Genomic DNA, 18,343 nt, shown 5'->3' with positions numbered 1-18,343 from the left:
CATGTCTGAAATGACCCCACGCGAAATTGTCAGCGAACTGAACAAACACATTATTGGCCAGGATAACGCTAAGCGTTCTGTGGCCATCGCCCTGCGTAACCGCTGGCGTCGTATGCAGCTTGATGAAGAGCTGCGCCACGAAGTCACACCGAAAAACATTCTGATGATCGGCCCGACCGGTGTCGGTAAAACCGAAATTGCCCGTCGTCTGGCGAAACTGGCTAACGCACCCTTCATCAAAGTTGAAGCCACCAAGTTCACCGAAGTGGGCTATGTGGGTAAAGAAGTGGACTCCATCATCCGCGATCTGACCGATTCCGCGATCAAGATGGTGCGTGTCCAGGCTATCGAGAAAAACCGCTTCCGCGCCGAAGAGATGGCCGAAGAGCGTATTCTCGACGTGCTGATCCCACCAGCAAAAAACAACTGGGGCCAGGCTGAACAGCAGTCTGAACCTTCGGCGGCGCGTCAGGCTTTCCGCAAAAAACTGCGTGAAGGTCAGCTGGACGACAAAGAGATTGAGATCGATCTCGCTGCTGCGCCAATGGGCGTGGAAATCATGGCTCCTCCGGGCATGGAAGAGATGACCAGCCAGCTGCAGTCCATGTTCCAGAACCTGGGTGGCCAGAAGCAGAAAGCGCGTAAGCTGAAAATCAAAGAAGCGATGAAGCTGCTGATTGAAGAAGAAGCGGCGAAGCTGGTGAACCCGGAAGAGCTGAAGCAAGATGCTATCGATGCGGTTGAGCAGCACGGTATCGTGTTTATCGACGAAATCGACAAGATCTGTAAGCGCGGCAACGCGTCCGGCCCGGACGTCTCCCGCGAAGGCGTACAGCGCGACCTGCTGCCGCTGGTTGAAGGCTGCACCGTCTCCACCAAGCACGGTATGGTAAAAACGGACCACATCCTGTTTATCGCTTCCGGTGCGTTCCAGATTGCCAGCCCGTCTGACCTGATCCCGGAACTGCAGGGTCGTCTGCCGATCCGCGTTGAACTGCAGGCGCTGACCACCGAAGATTTCGAACGTATCCTGACCGAGCCAAACGCGTCGGTGACCGTACAGTACAAAGCACTGATGGCCACCGAAGGCGTGAATATCGACTTTACCGAGGACGGTATCAAACGTATCGCCCAGGCCGCATGGCAGGTCAACGAAACCACCGAGAACATTGGTGCGCGTCGTCTGCACACGGTGCTGGAACGCCTGATGGAAGATATCTCTTATGATGCGAGCGACCTTAACGGTCAAAGCATTACCATTGACGCAGAGTATGTGGGTAAACACCTGGATGCGTTAGTGGCAGATGAAGATCTGAGCCGTTTTATCCTATAATCGCGGTTACTGCATTCTCATCACTGTTAATGGGGCTGAAAAGCCCCATTTTTATTGGCTAAATAACTATGACTGATATCAGCCGTACTCAGGCGTGGCTCGAAAGTCTGCGCCCTAAAACCCTTCCTCTGGCCTTTGCCGCAATCATTGTCGGCACTGCCCTTGCCTGGTGGCAGGGCCATTTCGATCCGCTGGTTGCCTTGCTTGCACTTGTTACTGCTGGTTTGCTGCAAATTCTCTCTAATCTCGCCAACGACTATGGTGATGCAGAGAAAGGCAGCGATAAACCCGACCGTATCGGGCCGCTGCGCGGAATGCAGAAAGGGGTGATTACCCAGCCGCAGATGAAACGTGCGCTGATTATCACCGTCGTGCTGATTTGCCTGTCCGGTCTGGCGCTGGTGTCTGTTGCCTGTAAAACAACGGCTGATTTCATTGGCTTTATGGTGCTGGGTGTGCTCGCGATTATCGCGGCCATTACCTACACCGTCGGTACGCGCCCTTACGGTTATATCGGCCTGGGTGATATCTCTGTGCTGGTATTCTTCGGCTGGCTGAGCGTGATGGGCAGCGGGTACTTACAGGCACATATGCTCATCCCTGCCCTGTTCCTGCCGGCGACCGCCTGCGGTCTGCTGGCTACTGCGGTACTCAACATCAACAACCTGCGCGATATCGACAGCGACCGCGAGAACGGCAAAAACACGCTGGCAGTCCGTCTGGGGCCGGTTAACGCCCGCCGTTATCATGCGTGTCTGTTGATTGGCGCGCTGGTCTGCCTGGCCCTGTTTAACCTGATCTCCCTGCACAGCCTGTGGGGCTGGCTGTTCGTGCTCGCTGCGCCAATGCTGGTGAAACAGGCTCGCTTTGTGATGCGGGAACTTAGCCCGACGGCAATGCCCCCCATGCTGGAACGCACGGTAAAAGGTGCATTGCTGACTAACCTGTTGTTCGTGCTAGGGATTGTTTTAAGCCAGATACTGAGTTAACTGACAAATATCAATTAACAATTGATGATTTTGCCAACAACGCGTTTCGCACGATATACTGAACACATTCGCAGCAACAGAGCGGTAACCCTATGAAATACGATACCTCCGAGCTTTGTGACATCTACCAGGAAGATGTCAACGTCGTTGAACCGCTGTTCTCCAACTTTGGTGGGCGGTCGTCGTTTGGCGGGCAAATCATCACGGTGAAATGTTTCGAGGATAACGGGTTGCTGTACGATCTGCTCGAACAGAATGGCCGTGGCCGTATCCTGCTGGTCGATGGCGGCGGTTCCGTGCGCCGGGCCCTCATCGACGCCGATCTTGCCCGTCTTGCCATGCAAAACGAGTGGGAAGGCATTGTGGTTTACGGTGCAGTACGCCAGGTCGATGACCTGGAAGAGCTGGATCTCGGCATTCAGGCCATCGCAGCCATACCGGTAGGTGCGGCAGGTGAAGGCATCGGCGAAAGCGACGTGCGCGTGAATTTCGGCGGCGTAACCTTCTTCTCCGGCGACCACCTCTATGCCGATAACACCGGCATTATTCTTTCCGAAGATCCGCTGGATATTGAGTGATACCGTTGTTTCACCGCGACTTTGCGTGAACCATAAAAAAGCCGGGTGGCGTCGACGCTTTACCCGGCTTATTTTCATCTGTATTTCCCGAGAGAAATCAGACTTCTTCCATACGCCCAAGCAGCGCCTGCAGGCGATCCTGCCAGCCGTTCTGCTGTTCACGCAGCTGGTTGTTTTCGCGCTCCAGTTCTTCGCGACCGTGCTGAGCGGTCTGAACTTCCTGCGCCAGACTGTTGTTCTTCTCTTTCAGCTCTTCAATTTCCATTTGCAGCAGCGTGATGGTGTCAATCGCCTGCTGTACTTTCGATTCCAGTTTCTCAAACACTTCTAAAGACATGATGCTACCTCTCCTGAATTGCAAGGCGACGCTTTAACGTAAACGCGCACGACATATACCAACGATTGTATGGAGCACGGCGCTCTGTGTCCAGCAACACACCGCGCAGATCGCGGTTTGCAACACTTTTCGGCCTCGTCCTGGTGCGTTCGCGTCATATACCCCTAAATTGTTAAGCCTTTCGTTAATGAAATGATTCAGCTCACATTCCGTACTGATGCAAAAACGCGCTTTATGGCGCGAAAACGCTCATTTTATTGACGCAGACCACACATTTTAATTTCGATATTTCTCGTTTTTGCTCGTTAACGATAAATTAACACTATGTCTACAGGACATCGTGGCTGTCACGGGCGGCCATGCTAACAATAAACATCAATTTCTTCAGGATTCCGATTATGAGTCAGACATCAACCTTAAAAGGCCAGTGCATCGCCGAGTTCCTTGGTACCGGGTTGTTGATATTCTTCGGAGTGGGCTGTGTCGCTGCACTGAAAGTGGCGGGTGCCAGTTTTGGTCAGTGGGAAATCAGTATCATCTGGGGTCTGGGTGTGGCAATGGCCATTTACCTGACCGCAGGCGTTTCTGGTGCACATCTTAACCCGGCGGTAACCATCGCACTGTGGCTGTTCGCGTGCTTTGACGGACGCAAAGTTGTTCCGTTCATCATTTCTCAATTTGCCGGCGCGTTTTGTGCAGCGGCGTTAGTTTACGGGCTTTATTACAATCTTTTCATCGACTTCGAGCAAGCACATCATATGGTGCGCGGCAGTGTCGAAAGTATTGATCTCGCAGGTATCTTCTCAACGTATCCAAACCCGCATATCAATTTTGTGCAGGCGTTCGCAGTTGAAACAGTGATTACCGCTATCCTGATGGGCGTTATCCTGGCGCTGACTGACGATGGTAACGGCATTCCGCGTGGCCCGCTGGCTCCGCTGCTGATTGGCCTGCTGATTGCCGTGATTGGCGCATCAATGGGCCCACTGACCGGTTTCGCCATGAACCCGGCGCGTGATATCGGGCCAAAAGCCTTCGCCTTTATCGCAGGCTGGGGCGACGTAGCCTTCACCGGTGGCAAAGACATTCCTTACTTCCTGGTACCGCTGTTTGCGCCGGTTGTCGGGGCTGCGCTGGGTGCGTTTAGCTACCGCAAATTAATTGGTCGCCACTTACCGTGCGACACCTGTGTGGAAGAGGAGAAGGAAACAACTTCTGCCGCACAACAAAAAGCTTCGCTGTAATCTGACTACGGGACACATACCATGACCGAAAAAAAATATATCGTTGCGCTCGACCAGGGCACTACCAGCTCCCGCGCTGTCGTAATGGATCATGACGCGAATATCGTCAGCGTGTCACAGCGCGAATTTGAGCAAATTTATCCTCGCCCAGGCTGGGTAGAACACGACCCAATGGAGATCTGGGCGTCACAAAGCTCTACGCTGGTCGAAGTGCTGGCAAAAGCCGATATCAGTTCCGACGAGATTGCCGCCATTGGTATTACCAACCAGCGTGAAACAACCGTGGTCTGGGAACGTGAAACTGGTAAGCCTATTTACAATGCTATCGTCTGGCAGTGCCGTCGTACTGCGGAAATTTGTGAGCAGCTAAAACGCGACGGCATGGAAGAGTACGTGCGTAGCGCAACCGGTCTGGTGGTTGACCCGTATTTCTCCGGCACCAAAGTGAAGTGGATCCTCGACCACGTGGAAGGTTCACGCGAACGAGCAAAACGCGGCGAGCTGCTGTTCGGTACCGTCGATACCTGGCTTATCTGGAAGATGACCCAGGGACGCGTCCACGTGACCGACTACACCAACGCCTCGCGTACCATGCTTTTCAACATCAATACCCTTGAGTGGGATGACAAGATGCTGGACGCGCTGGACATTCCACGCGCCATGCTGCCAGAAGTGCGTAAGTCTTCTGAAGTGTACGGTCAGACCAACATCGGTGGTAAAGGCGGTACCCGTATTCCTATCGCCGGTATCGCCGGTGACCAGCAGGCGGCGCTGTTCGGCCAGCTGTGCGTCAAGGAAGGGATGGCGAAAAACACCTACGGCACAGGCTGCTTCATGCTGATGAACACCGGCGAGAAAGCGGTGAAATCAGAGAACGGTCTGCTGACCACCATCGCCTGCGGCCCACGCGGTGAAGTGAACTACGCTCTGGAAGGTGCGGTGTTCATGGCGGGTGCATCCATTCAGTGGCTGCGTGACGAGATGAAGCTTATCAGCGATGCATTCGACTCTGAATACTTCGCCACCAAAGTGAAAGATACCAACGGTGTATACGTGGTACCTGCGTTCACGGGTCTGGGCGCACCTTACTGGGATCCGTATGCTCGCGGCGCGATTTTCGGCCTGACGCGTGGTGTGAACTCTAACCACATCATTCGCGCCACGCTGGAATCCATTGCCTACCAGACACGTGATGTTCTGGAAGCCATGCAGGCTGACTCCGGTATCCGTCTGCACGCTCTGCGCGTGGATGGCGGTGCGGTAGCCAACAACTTCCTGATGCAGTTCCAGGCCGACATTCTGGGTACCCGCGTAGAGCGCCCGGAAGTACGCGAAGTTACCGCGCTGGGTGCGGCTTACCTTGCTGGTCTGGCCGTGGGCTTCTGGCAGAACCTGGACGAGCTGCAGGAAAAAGCGGTAATCGAACGCGAATTCCGCCCTGGCATCGAAACCACCGAGCGTAACGTCCGTTATAACGGCTGGAAGAAAGCGGTGAAACGCGCCCTGGCGTGGGAAGATCACGAAGAGTAATTTACCCCCACCTAACCTTCTCCCCACAGGGGAGAGGGTTACCCAAACCGCACCCAACGCCACTCTGTGATAAACTTCGTGCAATTCCTTTTGACTGCACGAGTACCTCATGAAACGTGAACTTGCTATCGAATTTTCCCGCGTGACCGAAGCGGCCGCGCTGGCGGGCTATAAATGGCTGGGTCGTGGCGACAAAAACACCGCTGACGGCGCGGCTGTCCATGCCATGCGCATTGTGCTTAACCAGGTCAACATCGACGGCACCATCGTGATTGGCGAGGGCGAGATCGACGAAGCGCCCATGCTCTACATCGGTGAAAAAGTTGGTACGGGCAAAGGTGATGCCGTGGATATCGCCGTCGACCCGATCGAAGGGACCCGCATGACGGCAATGGGCCAGGCCAACGCGCTGGCGGTACTGGCGGTGGGTGACAAAGGCTGTTTCCTCAACGCACCCGATATGTACATGGAAAAGCTGATTGTCGGCCCTGGCGCGAAAGGCGCTATCGACCTCAGCCTGCCGCTGGAAGAGAACCTGCGCAATATAGCCAAAGCGCTGGGTAAACCACTTAGCGAGTTGACCGTAACGATTCTGGCGAAACCGCGCCATGACGCGACCATTGCGCAGATGCAAAAGCTTGGCGTGCGCGTATTTGCCATCCCGGACGGTGACGTGGCCGCCTCTATTCTGACCTGTATGCCAGACAGCGAAGTGGACGTGCTTTACGGTATCGGCGGTGCACCGGAAGGTGTGGTTTCTGCTGCGGTGATCCGCGCGCTGGACGGCGATATGCAGGCGCGACTGCTGCCGCGTCATGAAGTCAAAGGCGACAGCGCAGAGAACCGCCGTATCGGCGAAGACGAGCTGGCACGCTGTGAAGCAATGGGCATCGAAGCCAATAAAGTCCTCGCTCTGGACGAAATGGCGCGCAGCGATAACGTTATTTTCTCCGCCACCGGTATCACCAAAGGCGATCTGCTGGACGGTATCACCCGCAAGGGCAACATGGCGACCACCGAAACGCTGCTGATCCGCGGTAAGTCGCGCACCATTCGCCGTATACAGTCTATCCACTATCTCGATCGCAAAGACCCGGACGTACAGACCCACATTCTGTAAAACCGTTTGATCGATAGAGCTTTCCGGCCCATATGGGCTGGAAATCTTCACCACAAGTACGGAAGATAGAACAGAGATACAGCACAGGAGAAGATCATGGCGGACTGGGTAACAGGTAAAATCACAAAGATACAATTCTGGACCGATGCGCTATTTAGTCTCACCGTGCATGCTCCCGTCCACCCGTTTACCGCCGGACAATTCGCAAAGCTGGGGCTGGATGTCGACGGCGAGCGCGTGCAACGCGCCTACTCTTACGTCAACGCACCCGACAATCCAGATCTCGAGTTTTATCTTGTCACCGTCCCGGACGGTAAGCTCAGCCCGCGCCTGGCGGCACTTAAACCCGGCGATGATGTGCAGATTGTGAGTGAAGCGGCAGGTTTCTTTGTGCTGGATGAAATCCCGGACTGCGATACCCTCTGGATGCTGGCAACCGGCACCGCTATCGGCCCTTACCTTTCTATCCTGCAGTATGGCAAAGACCTTGAGCGCTTCAAAAACATCGTGCTGGTTCACGCCGCGCGCTATGCTGCCGACCTAAGCTATCTGCCACAGATGCAGGCGCTGGAACAACAGTATGGCGGGAAATTGAAAATTCAGACCGTCGTCAGCCGGGAAACCGCAGCAGGTTCGCTGACGGGTCGTGTACCAGCGTTGATTGAGAGTGGTGCACTGGAAGCGGCGGTGGGCTTGCCGATGAATACCGAAACCAGCCACGTCATGCTGTGCGGTAACCCGCAGATGGTTCGGGACACGCAGCAGCTCCTGAAAGAGACCCGGCAGATGACAAAACATCTTCGCCGTCGACCGGGCCATATGACCGCCGAACACTACTGGTGATCAGCGGTACTTCACCTCAAGGGTATCTTTACCGTATTTGTTCTCGCTCTGGGTGCCGATAAACGCGCCCAGATCGACAACCATCATCACAAAGATAATGGTCGGCAGTAGCCTGCCCACCACCCAGGGGAGGATGGACGGAAGCATCGACCAGTTCCCCGCCACCAGCATCCACGCCACAATAATCAGAAATGCCCACGCACCGGAACGACCGCGATCGTGCAGGCGTTTCACCACCACAGCGGCTGTTGGCCACAACAGGCACACCAACGCAAATGCCGCCGTCTGCGTACTCAGCCACGCGTTATAGGCAATGAAAAAAAGGAGCAACATGGCGACAATCCACGTCACCATCCAGATCCAGAAATCACGGCGTCCAATACGCCCTTTGAATGAAAACAACCACTGCTGTATGGTCATGTAAGGTTCCTTATTATCGTATGGTGCGCATTTTACCCTGGAGTTGTGACCTTTTGACAAGCCGACCAGATATCGATTTAATCATGAGCCATTACGGCCAGGGGCAATATTGATGAAAAGTTCGGTACATTCTCTTTTGCTGTGTTTCGCCATGCTGAGCGCTGGCTTTTCCCTGCATGCTGCCGAAACATCTGCCCCAACGACTGCGCCCTACCTGTTGGCAGGAGCACCGTCATTTGATCAATCCATCAGCCAGTTTCGCGAAGCCTTTAATCAGGCCAACCCAAAGCTGCCACTGGATGAATTTCGCTCTATTGATAGCGCCCGCGATACCCCCACTCTGACTCGTGCTGCCAGCAAGATTAACGAGAATTTATACGCGTCTACTGCGCTGGAGCGCGGGACGCTAAAAATCAAAAGCATGCAGATAACCTGGTTACCGATTCAGGGGCCGGAGCAAAAAGCCGCGAAGGCGAAAGCACTCGAGTACATGAGCGCGGTTTTGCAGGTCTTTACGCCCGCGCTAACGAAAGCACAAAGTCAGCAAAAGCTGCAAAAACTCCTGACCGCCGGTAAAAACAAGCGCTACTACACCGATACCGAAGGTGCTATTCGCTATGTTGTGGCAGATAACGGCGAAAAGGGACTGACCTTCGCAGTTGAACCGATTAAGCTGGCACTATCAGACTCACTCGGAGGGGCGAATTAATGACAAAAAGCAAAGCCTTTCAGGGGAAAATCTCTATACTGATTCACAGACCATGCTGCCCGTCAGGGTGGCCATATTCCTTAATTCGCTTATTTAGCGTGGAGAATTGAAATGCGACATCCTTTAGTGATGGGTAACTGGAAACTGAACGGCAGCCGCCACATGGTAAACGAACTGGTTGCGAACCTGCGTAAAGAGCTGGCTGGCGTGACGGGCTGTGCGGTTGCCATCGCTCCGCCGGATATGTACCTGGATCTGGCTAAACACGCCGCTGACGGCAGCCACATCGTTCTGGGTGCTCAGAACGTTGACGTTAACCTGTCTGGTGCGTTCACCGGTGAAACCTCCGCTGAAATGCTGAAAGATATCGGTGCGAAATACATCATCATCGGCCACTCTGAGCGTCGCACCTATCACAAAGAATCCGACGAATTCATCGCGAAGAAATTCGCTGTGCTGAAAGAGCAGGGTTTGATCCCGGTTCTGTGCATCGGTGAAACCGAAGCAGAAAACGAAGCCGGTAAAACGGAAGAAGTTTGTGCACGTCAGATCGACGCCGTGCTGAAAACTCAGGGCGCGGCAGCGTTCGAAGGCGCAGTTATCGCTTACGAACCAGTCTGGGCTATCGGTACCGGCAAATCAGCAACCCCAGCGCAGGCTCAGGCGGTTCACAAATTCATCCGTGACCACATCGCTAAAGCAGACGCAAAAGTGGCTGAGCAGGTTATCATCCAGTACGGCGGTTCTGTAAACGCAGCTAACGCTGCTGAGCTGTTCACCCAGCCAGACATCGACGGCGCACTGGTTGGCGGCGCATCCCTGAAAGCTGACGCTTTCGCGGTGATCGTTAAAGCGGCAGAAGCGGCTAAACAGGCTTAATCGCCTTTGCGGCGGGTGGCGCTTCGCTAACCCGCCCTACAGGATCGCAGGCCCGGTAAGCGTTAGCGCCACCGGGCTTTTTTTATAAACGTCCCAGCACGCTAAACCACAGATAATCCAGCGGCAACAGTACCAGATACGTTGCGATCGCCAGCGCCAGACAGAGCGACATCCCCGCCCTGGCAGGCACCTTTCCTAACCCCATAGCCACCACAATTGGCGATGCCTGATATGGCAACAGCGGCGTGGAATAACCCAACACCTGAATCATGATCACCGAGAGCAGCGGGAATCCGGTGGCGTCAGAGAAACTCTGTGCCAGTGTGGTATACAGCGCCGGAACGCCGTTGGCGGTCATAATAAAGTTGAGAGCCGTGGTGATCCCGGTCAGTGCCAGGAAGCTGGTGAACGGCCTGTCGGCATCCAGCGGCATAATATGCAGCAATTCCTCACCTACCGCCGAACCGATGCCGGTTTGCGTCACCACAATCGCCAGCCCAAGAATCCCCGCTACGTAAATGCAGGTGCGCATATTCACACCCGCCGCGAACTCTTCGCCCGTGATAAAACCAATGCGTGGCAGCAACACAATGACCGATGCCACCAACCCGGTCCACGCAGGCCCGATACCGTGCCAGCTCTCCGTCACCCACATCACCAGTACCACCGCCAGCAGCCAGGCGAGACGTTTTTCGTCACGCCCCATCGGTTCAGACGGAGCCAGGTCGTGCGGGGGTTTTGGGCTGCCGGGGAAAAGCCAGCAGATCAGGCCAATCAAAATCCCCCCTTTGAGAATACCGAGTACGGGGGTGTGGAGTAGCAGATAGGACACATAGTTGAGATGAATACCGTACGAACCTTCCGCCGCACCACTCATCACCAGGTTGGGTACGTTAGCGGGCAGGATAGTTGCCGAAAGCTGGAAAGTACCGAACCCGACGGCCAGTGCCAGACCAAACCAGGCGCGCGAGCCGTCAGCGATGCTGGCCCGTTTTGCCATCGCCGCAACGATTGGCATCAGCAGCGCAATACGCCCCATGTTCGACGGCATCACAAACGCCAGTGCATAACTCAGCAACACCACGCTTGCCACCATCTGCACCCAGGAATCGGTGAGCTTTGCCGACAGCGCCCGCGCGGCTCTGTCCGCCAGACCGGTTTTGCGGATCGCCACGCCAAGCACAAAACCGCTAAACACCAGCCAGAATGCGGACGAGGCAAAACCGCCAAAGATCACCTCCGGTGGGGCGATTTTGGCGGTCATTGCCGCAGCAAAAAACAGCAGTGCGGTGATAAATTCCGGTAACAGAGACGTCGCCCACAGCACGATGGTGACGCCAACAATCAATGAGGGTAGTAGCAGAGGGTAACTTAACCAGAGCGACATGCCTGTCTCCTGTCGTTTTTTTCAGCAAGTCTACGGTGACAGGCAGGACGAGTAAACGCTATTTATAGTGGGGTCACTTCAGAATATTGCATTGATGATCCTGCAATTCCTCTGCCGAGGCCCGGTTAAGCATCAGCACGTTACGCTCGGTCGCCAGCAACACAAATGAGCCGTCCGACTGCTGCGCCATCGCCAGCGCAAAGCGTCCCATGTGATCGCGTGCTTCCGGCAGTTCTTCCGCCAGCATCATAAACGGGCTGCGTTGCACCAGCTCATTTTCCGTCACCCGACGGGCAAGATACTCATGCCCTTCCAGTCCACCGGGAAGCGGCAGCCACTGGGTGCTGATTTGCCCCTGGCTGGCATCGAGCTTCGCGCGCACGTCTGGCCGCAGGCAGGAGATGTGAATATGGAAATGGTTCTGCGTGCGCCCGGTTGGGGAATTGATGGTCAGTGAAATGGCACTGTCGGGCACGTCAGAACCACGTTTAAGGCGCATAAAACTACGTGACTGCCACGCCAGCCAGAAGAAGTTCGGTGTGTGGGGCTCGGTCAGGAGTGGGCTTTCTGTGCCGTTGATGCGGTACGTCGGCATCAGCAGATATTGCAGCGGCCCGTTACGGTCTTTGAACACGACATAGCCCGCGTCAGGTTTCACCTGCGCGCACGGTGCCGGGTTACGATGCTGCAGCTGATTAGGCAAACACTGGTCAAGAACGATATGCCGCAACGCGTTCGGGTTACCCGATGTCATCCAGAACCAGCCACCCACGGCAAGTGCGATGGCAACCAGAACCAGTACAATTATTTTTTTCACAACGCGTTCCCCGTATCCATTTGAAGTGGAAGAGTAACGCAAAATGATGACCAAATAAAAAACCCGGCGGATTTCTCACACCGGGTCACCGTGTCGTTCTTTGCAAAACACCTAGCGCTGGCTGATCTGGTCGAACGTTCCGCCGTTGGAGAAGTGTTCTTTCTGCGCTTTTGTCCAGCCACCAAACGTCTCATCAATTGTGAAGAGTTTCAGTTTCGGGAATGCGTTTTCGTATTTCTTCGCAACCGCCGGATCGCGTGGGCGATAGAAGTTCTTCGCCGCAATGTCCTGGCCTTCTGGCGAGTAGAGATACTTCAGGTACGCTTCAGCCACCGCTTTGGTGTCTTTCTTCTCAACCACTTTGTCGACCACGGAGACGGTCGGCTCGGCGAGAATCGATTCACTCGGGGTGACGATTTCGAATTTGTCTTTGCCCAGCGCATGAGTCGCCAGCAGGGCTTCGTTTTCCCAGGCAATCAGCACATCACCAATACCGCGTTCAACGAAGGTATTGGTTGCGCCGCGCGCGCCGGAATCCAGTACTTCGACGTTTTTATACAGCGCTTTCACGAACTCCTGAGCCTTCGCCTGGTCACCATTATTGTGGTGCAGGGCGTAACCCCAGGCCGCCAGGTAGTTCCAGCGTGCACCGCCAGAGCTTTTCGGGTTCGGGGTGATGACAGACACGCCCGGCTTAATCAGGTCGTTCCAGTCATGAATTTGTTTCGGGTTGCCTTTACGCACCAGGAAAACGATGGTCGAGGTATAGGGTGCGGAGTTGTCCGGCAGACGTTTGATCCAGTTTTTATCAATACGGCCACGCCCGGCAATCGCGTCCACGTCGTAGGCCAGCGCCAGCGTGACCACGTCGGCTTCAATACCGTTGATAACCGAAGTCGCCTGCTTACCAGAACCGCCGTGTGACTGGCGAATCACGACGTTATCACCGGTTTCTTGCTTCCAGTGTGCCGCGAAGGCTTTGTTGTACTGCTCATAAAGTTCACGCGTCGGGTCGTACGACACGTTCAGTAACTGGATATCCTTAGCCAGAAGGCTGGTCGATGCCAGCAATAATGTTAAACCCACGCCCCATTTATTCATCGCCCAGCTCTCTTGTGCAGTATTTGGATGAATGCAGCGTGCCAGAAAGCTAACCAATGATTAAAGAATAAAAAAAGATTGGCTATAACATAGAGGAATAATGGCCCTCTTCAGAGAGAAGAGGGCCAGAAGGATCAGTACAGTTTTTTCGCGCAGTCTAACCAGTCACCTTTGAACGGACGCTTCATGTTTTCAATAGCGTCAATGATGTCATGGTGAACCAGTTTTTCGTTCTGAATACCCACGCAACGGCCGCCGTAACCCTGCAGCAGCAGTTCGATAGCGTACGCACCCATGCGGGACGCCAGAATACGGTCATATGGGCCTGGAGAACCGCCACGCTGGATGTGACCCAGTACGGTGGCACGGGTTTCGCGTTTGGTTTCTGTTTCGATGTACTTCGCCAGCTCGTCAACATCACAGATATGCTCAGTGATTGCCACGATAGCGTGTTTCTTACCTTTCGCGATACCAGCTTTGATTTCGTTAACCAGGTCTTCGCGGCTGAATTCCACTTCCGGTACCACCACAAACTCACAGCCACCAGCGATAGCCGCAGCCAGCGTCAGGTCACCACAGTAGCGGCCCATCACTTCCACGATGGAGATACGCTGGTGGGAAGAAGAGGTGTCACGCAGGCGGTCAATCGCTTCAACGACGGTACCCAGCGCGGTGAAATAACCGATGGTGTAGTCAGTACCTTTGATGTCGTTGTCGATCGTGCCTGGCAGACCGATGCACGGGAAGCCCATCTCAGTCAGACGTTTTGCACCCATATAGGAGCCGTCACCACCGATAACCACCAGGGCGTCCAGGCCACGTTTTTTCATGTTCTCGATAGCCACTTCACGGACGTGTTCATCGCGGAATTCCGGGAAGCGTGCAGAGCCGAGGAAGGTACCGCCACGGTTAATCATGTCCGACACGCTGTAACGGTCGAGCTGCACCATGCGATCTTCATACAGACCCAGATAACCGTCATAGATACCAAAAACTTCCAGACCTTCCGTCAGCGCTGAACGGACAACCCCACGAATTGCCGCGTTCATGCCCGGCGCATCACCGCCGCTTGTCAACACACCGATTTTCTTAATCATGACTACCTCTGAACTTAGGAATGCAAAATTGAAATCTTTTGCCGGAAGAAACTGTTCGACCAACGAATACTGCAAATAGTATATCAATCACTTCCAGCTGAATTGATTCAGGTCAGACCAAATGGCGGTAATTTATACACAAAATGCTGGCCTGGCTCACTTTTTTACAACGAATTACGAAAGCCCAACGTACCCGGGTACAACCGAGCAGGGATCCTGGTGAATGATGACGTCTGAACCAGGAAAACGCTGCAAAATCGCCTGCTCTACCTGTTCAGCTATGACGTGAGCCTGAACCAGCGGCAGGTTGTCTTCCATTTCAATATGAATCTGAATAAAGCGGGTCGGCCCTGACTGCCGCGTACGGAGATCGTGCGCTCCACTGACGCCAGGCCAGCTCGTCACGATTTCAATGATTTCTTGTCGCTCAGCATCGGGAAGCGCACGGTCGAGAAGCGACTGTACCGCCTCATAACCCATCCGTAAGGCACTATATAAAATATAGATCCCAATCCCTAATGCGAATAATGCATCGGCGCGATGCCATCCATACCAGGCAAGACCGAGCGCAATAAGAATAGCGCCATTCATCATAACATCAGACTGATAATGAAGCATATCCGCCCTTACAGCCTGGCTTTGCGTTTTACGTACCACCCAACGCTGGAACGTAACAAGAACCAGTGTGCATATAAGTGCAACAACTGTCACCACCACGCCCACGCCAGGATCGTTCATCGGCGACGGTGAAACCAGGTGCTGAATACCGGTCAAAAACAGGAATAGCGCCGAACCGGAGATAAACATACTCTGCGCCAGGGCGGCCAGCGATTCAGCCTTCCCATGCCCGAACGTGTGCTCTTCATCTGCCGGTTGTAGCGAGTAGCGCACCACCAGCAGGTTCGTCAGCGAGGCGGCGATATCCATCAGAGAGTCCACCAGTGCTGCCAGAATACTGACCGAACCGGTATACCACCAGGCAAAGATTTTAATCAGCAGCAGGCAGGAAGCCATGACGGTCGCCGCAATTGCTGCCCGGCTTACCAGCCGTCCATAGGATTGATTCATAAAAACTCCTGTCATGTCATGCCGCTAGTATAACGGAAGCTTGAGGAGTCAACGGATGAATAAACGGTTAACAAGTTTGAAGGGCAAAAAAAACCCCCACATCATGTGGGGGAAGACAGGGATGGTGTCTATGGCAAGGAAAACAGGGTTTACTGGTTACTACGGGTACTGCTATTGCTACTGAAAAACGTCGTTTCTGAGCTTCGCTGCATCCGTGCAACCTTACGCAACTGATCCATTCGTTGCTGATGTTTCTCGTTCAAAACCGCTTGCTGCTCGGGCGATAGCAGATGGAACATCTGGTTGCGAACCCTGGCCATTTCAACCTGGCGGGCAACCTGTATCTGTGCCATTTTTTCTGCCTGAGCGCGCACAGCGCTTTCGTCAAAATTATCGGCGGTGACAAGGCGATGCATTGTCTCCATTTCGCTAACATTAACAGGGGGCTGGTCTTGTCTTGCCCTCTGCATCAGATCTCGCATCTGTTGACGCTGATGTTCGGTTAAACTTATGCCGTCAAACATATGGCTTTGGCTACTGTGCTGCGCTGTCCCCTCTTCGGGAAGCCCGTTGTCGCTGGTGATAGCTACAGCAGCCTGGCTAAACGCACTGAACGCCAGCGTTGAGGCCATGACGGCAGCGGTAACTTTGCGCATCACTTGCTCCCAAAATCTTTCGTGTCGCGATTCAACGAGAGACAGTCTACGATTCAGGCTGCAAACATGCGTCAGGGGGTGTAAAACAACGTAAAGTCATGGATTAGACAGCCTTGATGTCGTAATTTCTGCCTCGGAGGTATTAAACAATGAATAAAATCCTGTTAGTTGATGATGACCGAGAGCTCACATCCCTTTTAAAGGAGTTGCTCGACATGGAAGGTTTCAACGTTCTGGTCGCCCATGATGGCGAGCAGGCGCTGAGTCTCCTTGATGACAGCATCGATTTACTTTTGCTCGACGTCATGATGCCGAAGAAAAACGGCATTGATACGCTGAAAGAGCTTCGCCAGACACACCAGACCCCTGTCATTATGCTGACCGCGCGCGGCAGTGAACTTGACCGCGTACTCGGCCTTGAGCTGGGTGCGGATGACTATTTACCTAAACCATTCAACGACCGTGAACTGGTTGCCCGTATTCGCGCTATCCTGCGTCGTTCCCACTGGAGCGAACAGCAGCAGAATACCGACAACAGCTCACCAACGCTGGAAGTGGACTCCCTGAGCCTGAACCCGGGTCGCCAGGAAGCAAGCTTCGACGGCGAGACGCTGGAACTGACCGGCACGGAGTTCACCCTGCTTTATCTGCTGGCGCAGCATCTCGGCCAGGTGGTATCGCGTGAACACTTAAGCCAGGAAGTGCTGGGTAAACGCCTCACGCCGTTTGACCGTGCCATTGATATGCATATCTCGAACCTGCGCCGTAAGCTGCCGGAGCGTAAAGACGGTCACCCGTGGTTTAAAACCCTGCGTGGTCGTGGTTATCTGATGGTTTCCGCTTCATGATAGGAAGTTTAACCGCCCGCATTTTCGCCATCTTCTGGCTGACGCTGGCACTGGTTTTAATGCTCGTTTTGATGTTGCCAAAACTCGACTCACGCCAGATGACGGAGCTTCTCGACAGCGAGCAACGTCAGGGCGTGATGATCGAGCAGCACGTCGAAGCCGAGCTGGCAAACGATCCGCCGAACGATTTAATGTGGTGGCGCAGGCTGTTTCGCGCTATCGACAAGTGGGCACCGCCAGGACAGCGCCTGTTGCTGGTCACCAGCGAAGGTCGCGTCATTGGGGCCGATCGCAATGAAATGCAGATCATCCGCAACTTCATTGGCCAGGCAGATAACGCCGATCACCCACAGAAAAAGAAATATGGCCGTGTCGAAATGGTTGGCCCTTTCTCCGTCAGGGATGGGGAAGACAACTACCAGCTCTACCTGATTCGCCCTGCGAGCAATTCCCAGTCTGATTTCATCAACCTGCTGTTTGACCGTCCGCTCCTGCTGCTGATTGTCACGATGCTGGTCAGTTCACCGCTGCTGTTATGGCTGGCGTGGAGCCTGGCGAAACCGGCGCGTAAGCTGAAAAACGCGGCTGACGAAGTGGCACAGGGTAACCTGCGCCAGCACCCTGAACTGGAAGCCGGGCCACAGGAATTCCTGGCCGCCGGAGCCAGCTTCAACCAGATGATCACCGCGCTTGAGCGCATGATGACCGCGCAGCAACGCCTGCTCTCGGATATCTCACACGAACTGCGCACGCCGCTCACGCGACTGCAGCTTGGTACCGCGCTGCTGCGTCGCCGCAGCGGCGAAAGCAAAGAGCTGGAGCGCATCGAAACGGAAGCGCACCGTCTGGACAGCATGATCAACGACCTGCTGGTGATGTCACGCAATCAGCAAAAAAATGCGCTGGTCAGTGAAACGGTGAAAGCCAATCACCTGTGGCATGAAGTGCTGGACAACGCCGCATTCGAAGCGGAGCAGATGGGCAAATCGTTCACCGTCAACTTCCCGCCAGGGCCGTGGCCGCTGTACGGTAACCCCAACACGCTGGAAAGCGCGCTGGAGAATATTGTGCGTAACGCCCTGCGCTACTCACATACGAAGATTGAAGTGGCGTTTTCGGTGGATAAAGACGGGATCACCATCACTGTGGATGACGATGGTCCAGGCGTGAGCCCGGAAGATCGTGAACAGATTTTCCGGCCGTTCTACCGTACTGACGAAGCACGTGACCGTGAATCTGGCGGTACCGGGCTGGGTCTGGCGATTGTGGAAACCGCCATGCAGCAACACCGTGGCTGGGTGAAAGCCGATGACAGCCCGCTGGGTGGATTGCGATTAACGCTGTGGCTACCGCTGTATAAACGTTCCTGATCACACGTCCCCCGATA

General features: G+C 54.5%; 19 protein-coding genes. 11 read left to right on the top strand and 8 right to left on the bottom strand.

Annotation, left to right across the window (positions count from 1 at the left end; genetic code table 11):
• Position 1: 1 nt before the first annotated feature.
• The 3 genes from hslU (at position 2) to rraA (ending at position 2,900) form a co-directional block, all read left to right on the top strand.
• Complete coding sequence (gene hslU, locus ACHHZ6_RS21765) at positions 2 to 1,333, top strand: HslU--HslV peptidase ATPase subunit (RefSeq protein ID WP_182273269.1); 1,332 nt, start codon at positions 2 to 4, stop codon at positions 1,331 to 1,333.
• Between the two features lie 62 nt (positions 1,334 to 1,395).
• Positions 1,396 to 2,322, top strand: coding sequence for a 1,4-dihydroxy-2-naphthoate polyprenyltransferase (gene menA / locus ACHHZ6_RS21760; protein ID WP_182920084.1), 927 nt, complete (start codon positions 1,396 to 1,398; stop codon positions 2,320 to 2,322).
• 92 nt (positions 2,323 to 2,414) lie between these two features.
• Complete coding sequence (rraA, locus tag ACHHZ6_RS21755) at positions 2,415 to 2,900, top strand: ribonuclease E activity regulator RraA (RefSeq protein ID WP_182273268.1); 486 nt, start codon at positions 2,415 to 2,417, stop codon at positions 2,898 to 2,900.
• Between the two features lie 97 nt (positions 2,901 to 2,997).
• Here rraA and zapB read toward each other — a convergent pair whose 3' ends face one another.
• Complete coding sequence (gene zapB / locus ACHHZ6_RS21750; RefSeq protein ID WP_014072349.1) at positions 2,998 to 3,237, bottom strand: septal ring assembly protein ZapB; 240 nt, start codon at positions 3,235 to 3,237, stop codon at positions 2,998 to 3,000.
• A gap of 398 nt (positions 3,238 to 3,635) precedes the next feature.
• Between zapB and ACHHZ6_RS21745 the strand changes: the two genes are divergently transcribed.
• The 4 genes from ACHHZ6_RS21745 (at position 3,636) to fpr (ending at position 7,974) form a co-directional block, all read left to right on the top strand.
• Positions 3,636 to 4,481, top strand: a complete 846-nt coding sequence (locus ACHHZ6_RS21745; RefSeq protein WP_182273266.1) for an MIP/aquaporin family protein — start codon at positions 3,636 to 3,638, stop codon at positions 4,479 to 4,481.
• 21 nt (positions 4,482 to 4,502) lie between these two features.
• The gene (gene glpK, locus ACHHZ6_RS21740; RefSeq protein WP_182273265.1) at positions 4,503 to 6,011 is read left to right on the top strand and encodes a glycerol kinase GlpK; all 1,509 of its coding nucleotides are present in this window, start codon (positions 4,503 to 4,505) and stop codon (positions 6,009 to 6,011) included.
• 109 nt (positions 6,012 to 6,120) lie between these two features.
• Positions 6,121 to 7,131, top strand: coding sequence for a class II fructose-bisphosphatase (gene glpX / locus ACHHZ6_RS21735; RefSeq protein WP_182919134.1), 1,011 nt, complete (start codon positions 6,121 to 6,123; stop codon positions 7,129 to 7,131).
• Positions 7,132 to 7,227: 96 nt separating this feature from the next.
• Positions 7,228 to 7,974, top strand: coding sequence for a ferredoxin--NADP(+) reductase (fpr, locus tag ACHHZ6_RS21730; RefSeq protein WP_182273263.1), 747 nt, complete (start codon positions 7,228 to 7,230; stop codon positions 7,972 to 7,974).
• Here fpr and ACHHZ6_RS21725 read toward each other — a convergent pair whose 3' ends face one another.
• Positions 7,975 to 8,394: a DUF805 domain-containing protein gene (locus ACHHZ6_RS21725; RefSeq protein WP_182273262.1), complete on the bottom strand. Its 420-nt coding sequence runs from the start codon at positions 8,392 to 8,394 to the stop codon at positions 7,975 to 7,977.
• A 112-nt stretch (positions 8,395 to 8,506) separates the two neighbouring features.
• On the opposite strand from ACHHZ6_RS21725, the gene ACHHZ6_RS21720 reads away from it, so the two are divergent.
• Positions 8,507 to 9,103 (top strand): DUF1454 family protein, encoded by a 597-nt coding sequence (locus tag ACHHZ6_RS21720; RefSeq protein ID WP_182273261.1) that lies wholly within the window; start codon positions 8,507 to 8,509, stop codon positions 9,101 to 9,103.
• A 111-nt stretch (positions 9,104 to 9,214) separates the two neighbouring features.
• The gene (gene tpiA / locus ACHHZ6_RS21715) at positions 9,215 to 9,982 is read left to right on the top strand and encodes a triose-phosphate isomerase (protein WP_010436926.1); all 768 of its coding nucleotides are present in this window, start codon (positions 9,215 to 9,217) and stop codon (positions 9,980 to 9,982) included.
• 82 nt (positions 9,983 to 10,064) lie between these two features.
• On the opposite strand, the gene ACHHZ6_RS21710 is transcribed toward tpiA, so the two are convergent.
• From ACHHZ6_RS21710 to cpxP, 6 genes are all read right to left on the bottom strand, one after another.
• A complete protein-coding gene (locus ACHHZ6_RS21710; RefSeq protein WP_395122995.1) occupies positions 10,065 to 11,369 on the bottom strand; it encodes an SLC13 family permease in 1,305 nt (434 codons plus the stop codon).
• Positions 11,370 to 11,442: 73 nt separating this feature from the next.
• Positions 11,443 to 12,186, bottom strand: coding sequence for a CDP-diacylglycerol diphosphatase (locus tag ACHHZ6_RS21705; protein ID WP_182273259.1), 744 nt, complete (start codon positions 12,184 to 12,186; stop codon positions 11,443 to 11,445).
• Positions 12,187 to 12,297: 111 nt separating this feature from the next.
• Entirely contained in the window at positions 12,298 to 13,287 is a 990-nt protein-coding gene (locus ACHHZ6_RS21700; protein WP_395122994.1) for a sulfate ABC transporter substrate-binding protein, read from the bottom strand.
• Positions 13,288 to 13,421: 134 nt separating this feature from the next.
• Positions 13,422 to 14,384 (bottom strand): 6-phosphofructokinase, encoded by a 963-nt coding sequence (gene pfkA, locus ACHHZ6_RS21695; RefSeq protein WP_182273257.1) that lies wholly within the window; start codon positions 14,382 to 14,384, stop codon positions 13,422 to 13,424.
• Positions 14,385 to 14,558: 174 nt separating this feature from the next.
• The gene (gene fieF / locus ACHHZ6_RS21690; RefSeq protein ID WP_182273256.1) at positions 14,559 to 15,452 is read right to left on the bottom strand and encodes a CDF family cation-efflux transporter FieF; all 894 of its coding nucleotides are present in this window, start codon (positions 15,450 to 15,452) and stop codon (positions 14,559 to 14,561) included.
• A 149-nt stretch (positions 15,453 to 15,601) separates the two neighbouring features.
• Positions 15,602 to 16,108: a cell-envelope stress modulator CpxP gene (gene cpxP / locus ACHHZ6_RS21685; RefSeq protein WP_182273255.1), complete on the bottom strand. Its 507-nt coding sequence runs from the start codon at positions 16,106 to 16,108 to the stop codon at positions 15,602 to 15,604.
• A gap of 149 nt (positions 16,109 to 16,257) precedes the next feature.
• On the opposite strand from cpxP, the gene cpxR reads away from it, so the two are divergent.
• A complete protein-coding gene (gene cpxR / locus ACHHZ6_RS21680; RefSeq protein WP_003862004.1) occupies positions 16,258 to 16,956 on the top strand; it encodes an envelope stress response regulator transcription factor CpxR in 699 nt (232 codons plus the stop codon).
• Positions 16,953 to 18,326 (top strand): envelope stress sensor histidine kinase CpxA, encoded by a 1,374-nt coding sequence (gene cpxA / locus ACHHZ6_RS21675; protein ID WP_182273254.1) that lies wholly within the window; start codon positions 16,953 to 16,955, stop codon positions 18,324 to 18,326. The genes cpxR and cpxA overlap by 4 nt, the downstream gene beginning before the upstream one ends.
• Positions 18,327 to 18,343 lie beyond the last annotated feature (17 nt).

Origin of the sequence: Enterobacter cloacae complex sp. 2024EL-00214 (assembly GCF_043945575.1) — a bacterium.
In the GTDB taxonomy this organism is placed as follows: domain Bacteria; phylum Pseudomonadota; class Gammaproteobacteria; order Enterobacterales; family Enterobacteriaceae; genus Enterobacter; species Enterobacter cloacae_P.
This window is presented reverse-complemented; position numbering and strand designations above follow the sequence as displayed.

Coding starts and splice junctions, on each gene's coding strand:
- hslU (WP_182273269.1), top strand. CDS start 2: ATGTCTGAAATGACCCCACGCGAAATTGTCAGCGAACTGAACAAACAC.
- rraA (WP_182273268.1), top strand. CDS start 2,415: ATGAAATACGATACCTCCGAGCTTTGTGACATCTACCAGGAAGATGTC.
- zapB (WP_014072349.1), bottom strand. CDS start 3,237: ATGTCTTTAGAAGTGTTTGAGAAACTGGAATCGAAAGTACAGCAGGCG.
- ACHHZ6_RS21745 (WP_182273266.1), top strand. CDS start 3,636: ATGAGTCAGACATCAACCTTAAAAGGCCAGTGCATCGCCGAGTTCCTT.
- glpK (WP_182273265.1), top strand. CDS start 4,503: ATGACCGAAAAAAAATATATCGTTGCGCTCGACCAGGGCACTACCAGC.
- glpX (WP_182919134.1), top strand. CDS start 6,121: ATGAAACGTGAACTTGCTATCGAATTTTCCCGCGTGACCGAAGCGGCC.
- fpr (WP_182273263.1), top strand. CDS start 7,228: ATGGCGGACTGGGTAACAGGTAAAATCACAAAGATACAATTCTGGACC.
- ACHHZ6_RS21725 (WP_182273262.1), bottom strand. CDS start 8,394: ATGACCATACAGCAGTGGTTGTTTTCATTCAAAGGGCGTATTGGACGC.
- ACHHZ6_RS21720 (WP_182273261.1), top strand. CDS start 8,507: ATGAAAAGTTCGGTACATTCTCTTTTGCTGTGTTTCGCCATGCTGAGC.
- tpiA (WP_010436926.1), top strand. CDS start 9,215: ATGCGACATCCTTTAGTGATGGGTAACTGGAAACTGAACGGCAGCCGC.
- ACHHZ6_RS21710 (WP_395122995.1), bottom strand. CDS start 11,369: ATGTCGCTCTGGTTAAGTTACCCTCTGCTACTACCCTCATTGATTGTT.
- ACHHZ6_RS21700 (WP_395122994.1), bottom strand. CDS start 13,287: ATGAATAAATGGGGCGTGGGTTTAACATTATTGCTGGCATCGACCAGC.
- pfkA (WP_182273257.1), bottom strand. CDS start 14,384: ATGATTAAGAAAATCGGTGTGTTGACAAGCGGCGGTGATGCGCCGGGC.
- fieF (WP_182273256.1), bottom strand. CDS start 15,452: ATGAATCAATCCTATGGACGGCTGGTAAGCCGGGCAGCAATTGCGGCG.
- cpxP (WP_182273255.1), bottom strand. CDS start 16,108: ATGCGCAAAGTTACCGCTGCCGTCATGGCCTCAACGCTGGCGTTCAGT.
- cpxR (WP_003862004.1), top strand. CDS start 16,258: ATGAATAAAATCCTGTTAGTTGATGATGACCGAGAGCTCACATCCCTT.
- cpxA (WP_182273254.1), top strand. CDS start 16,953: ATGATAGGAAGTTTAACCGCCCGCATTTTCGCCATCTTCTGGCTGACG.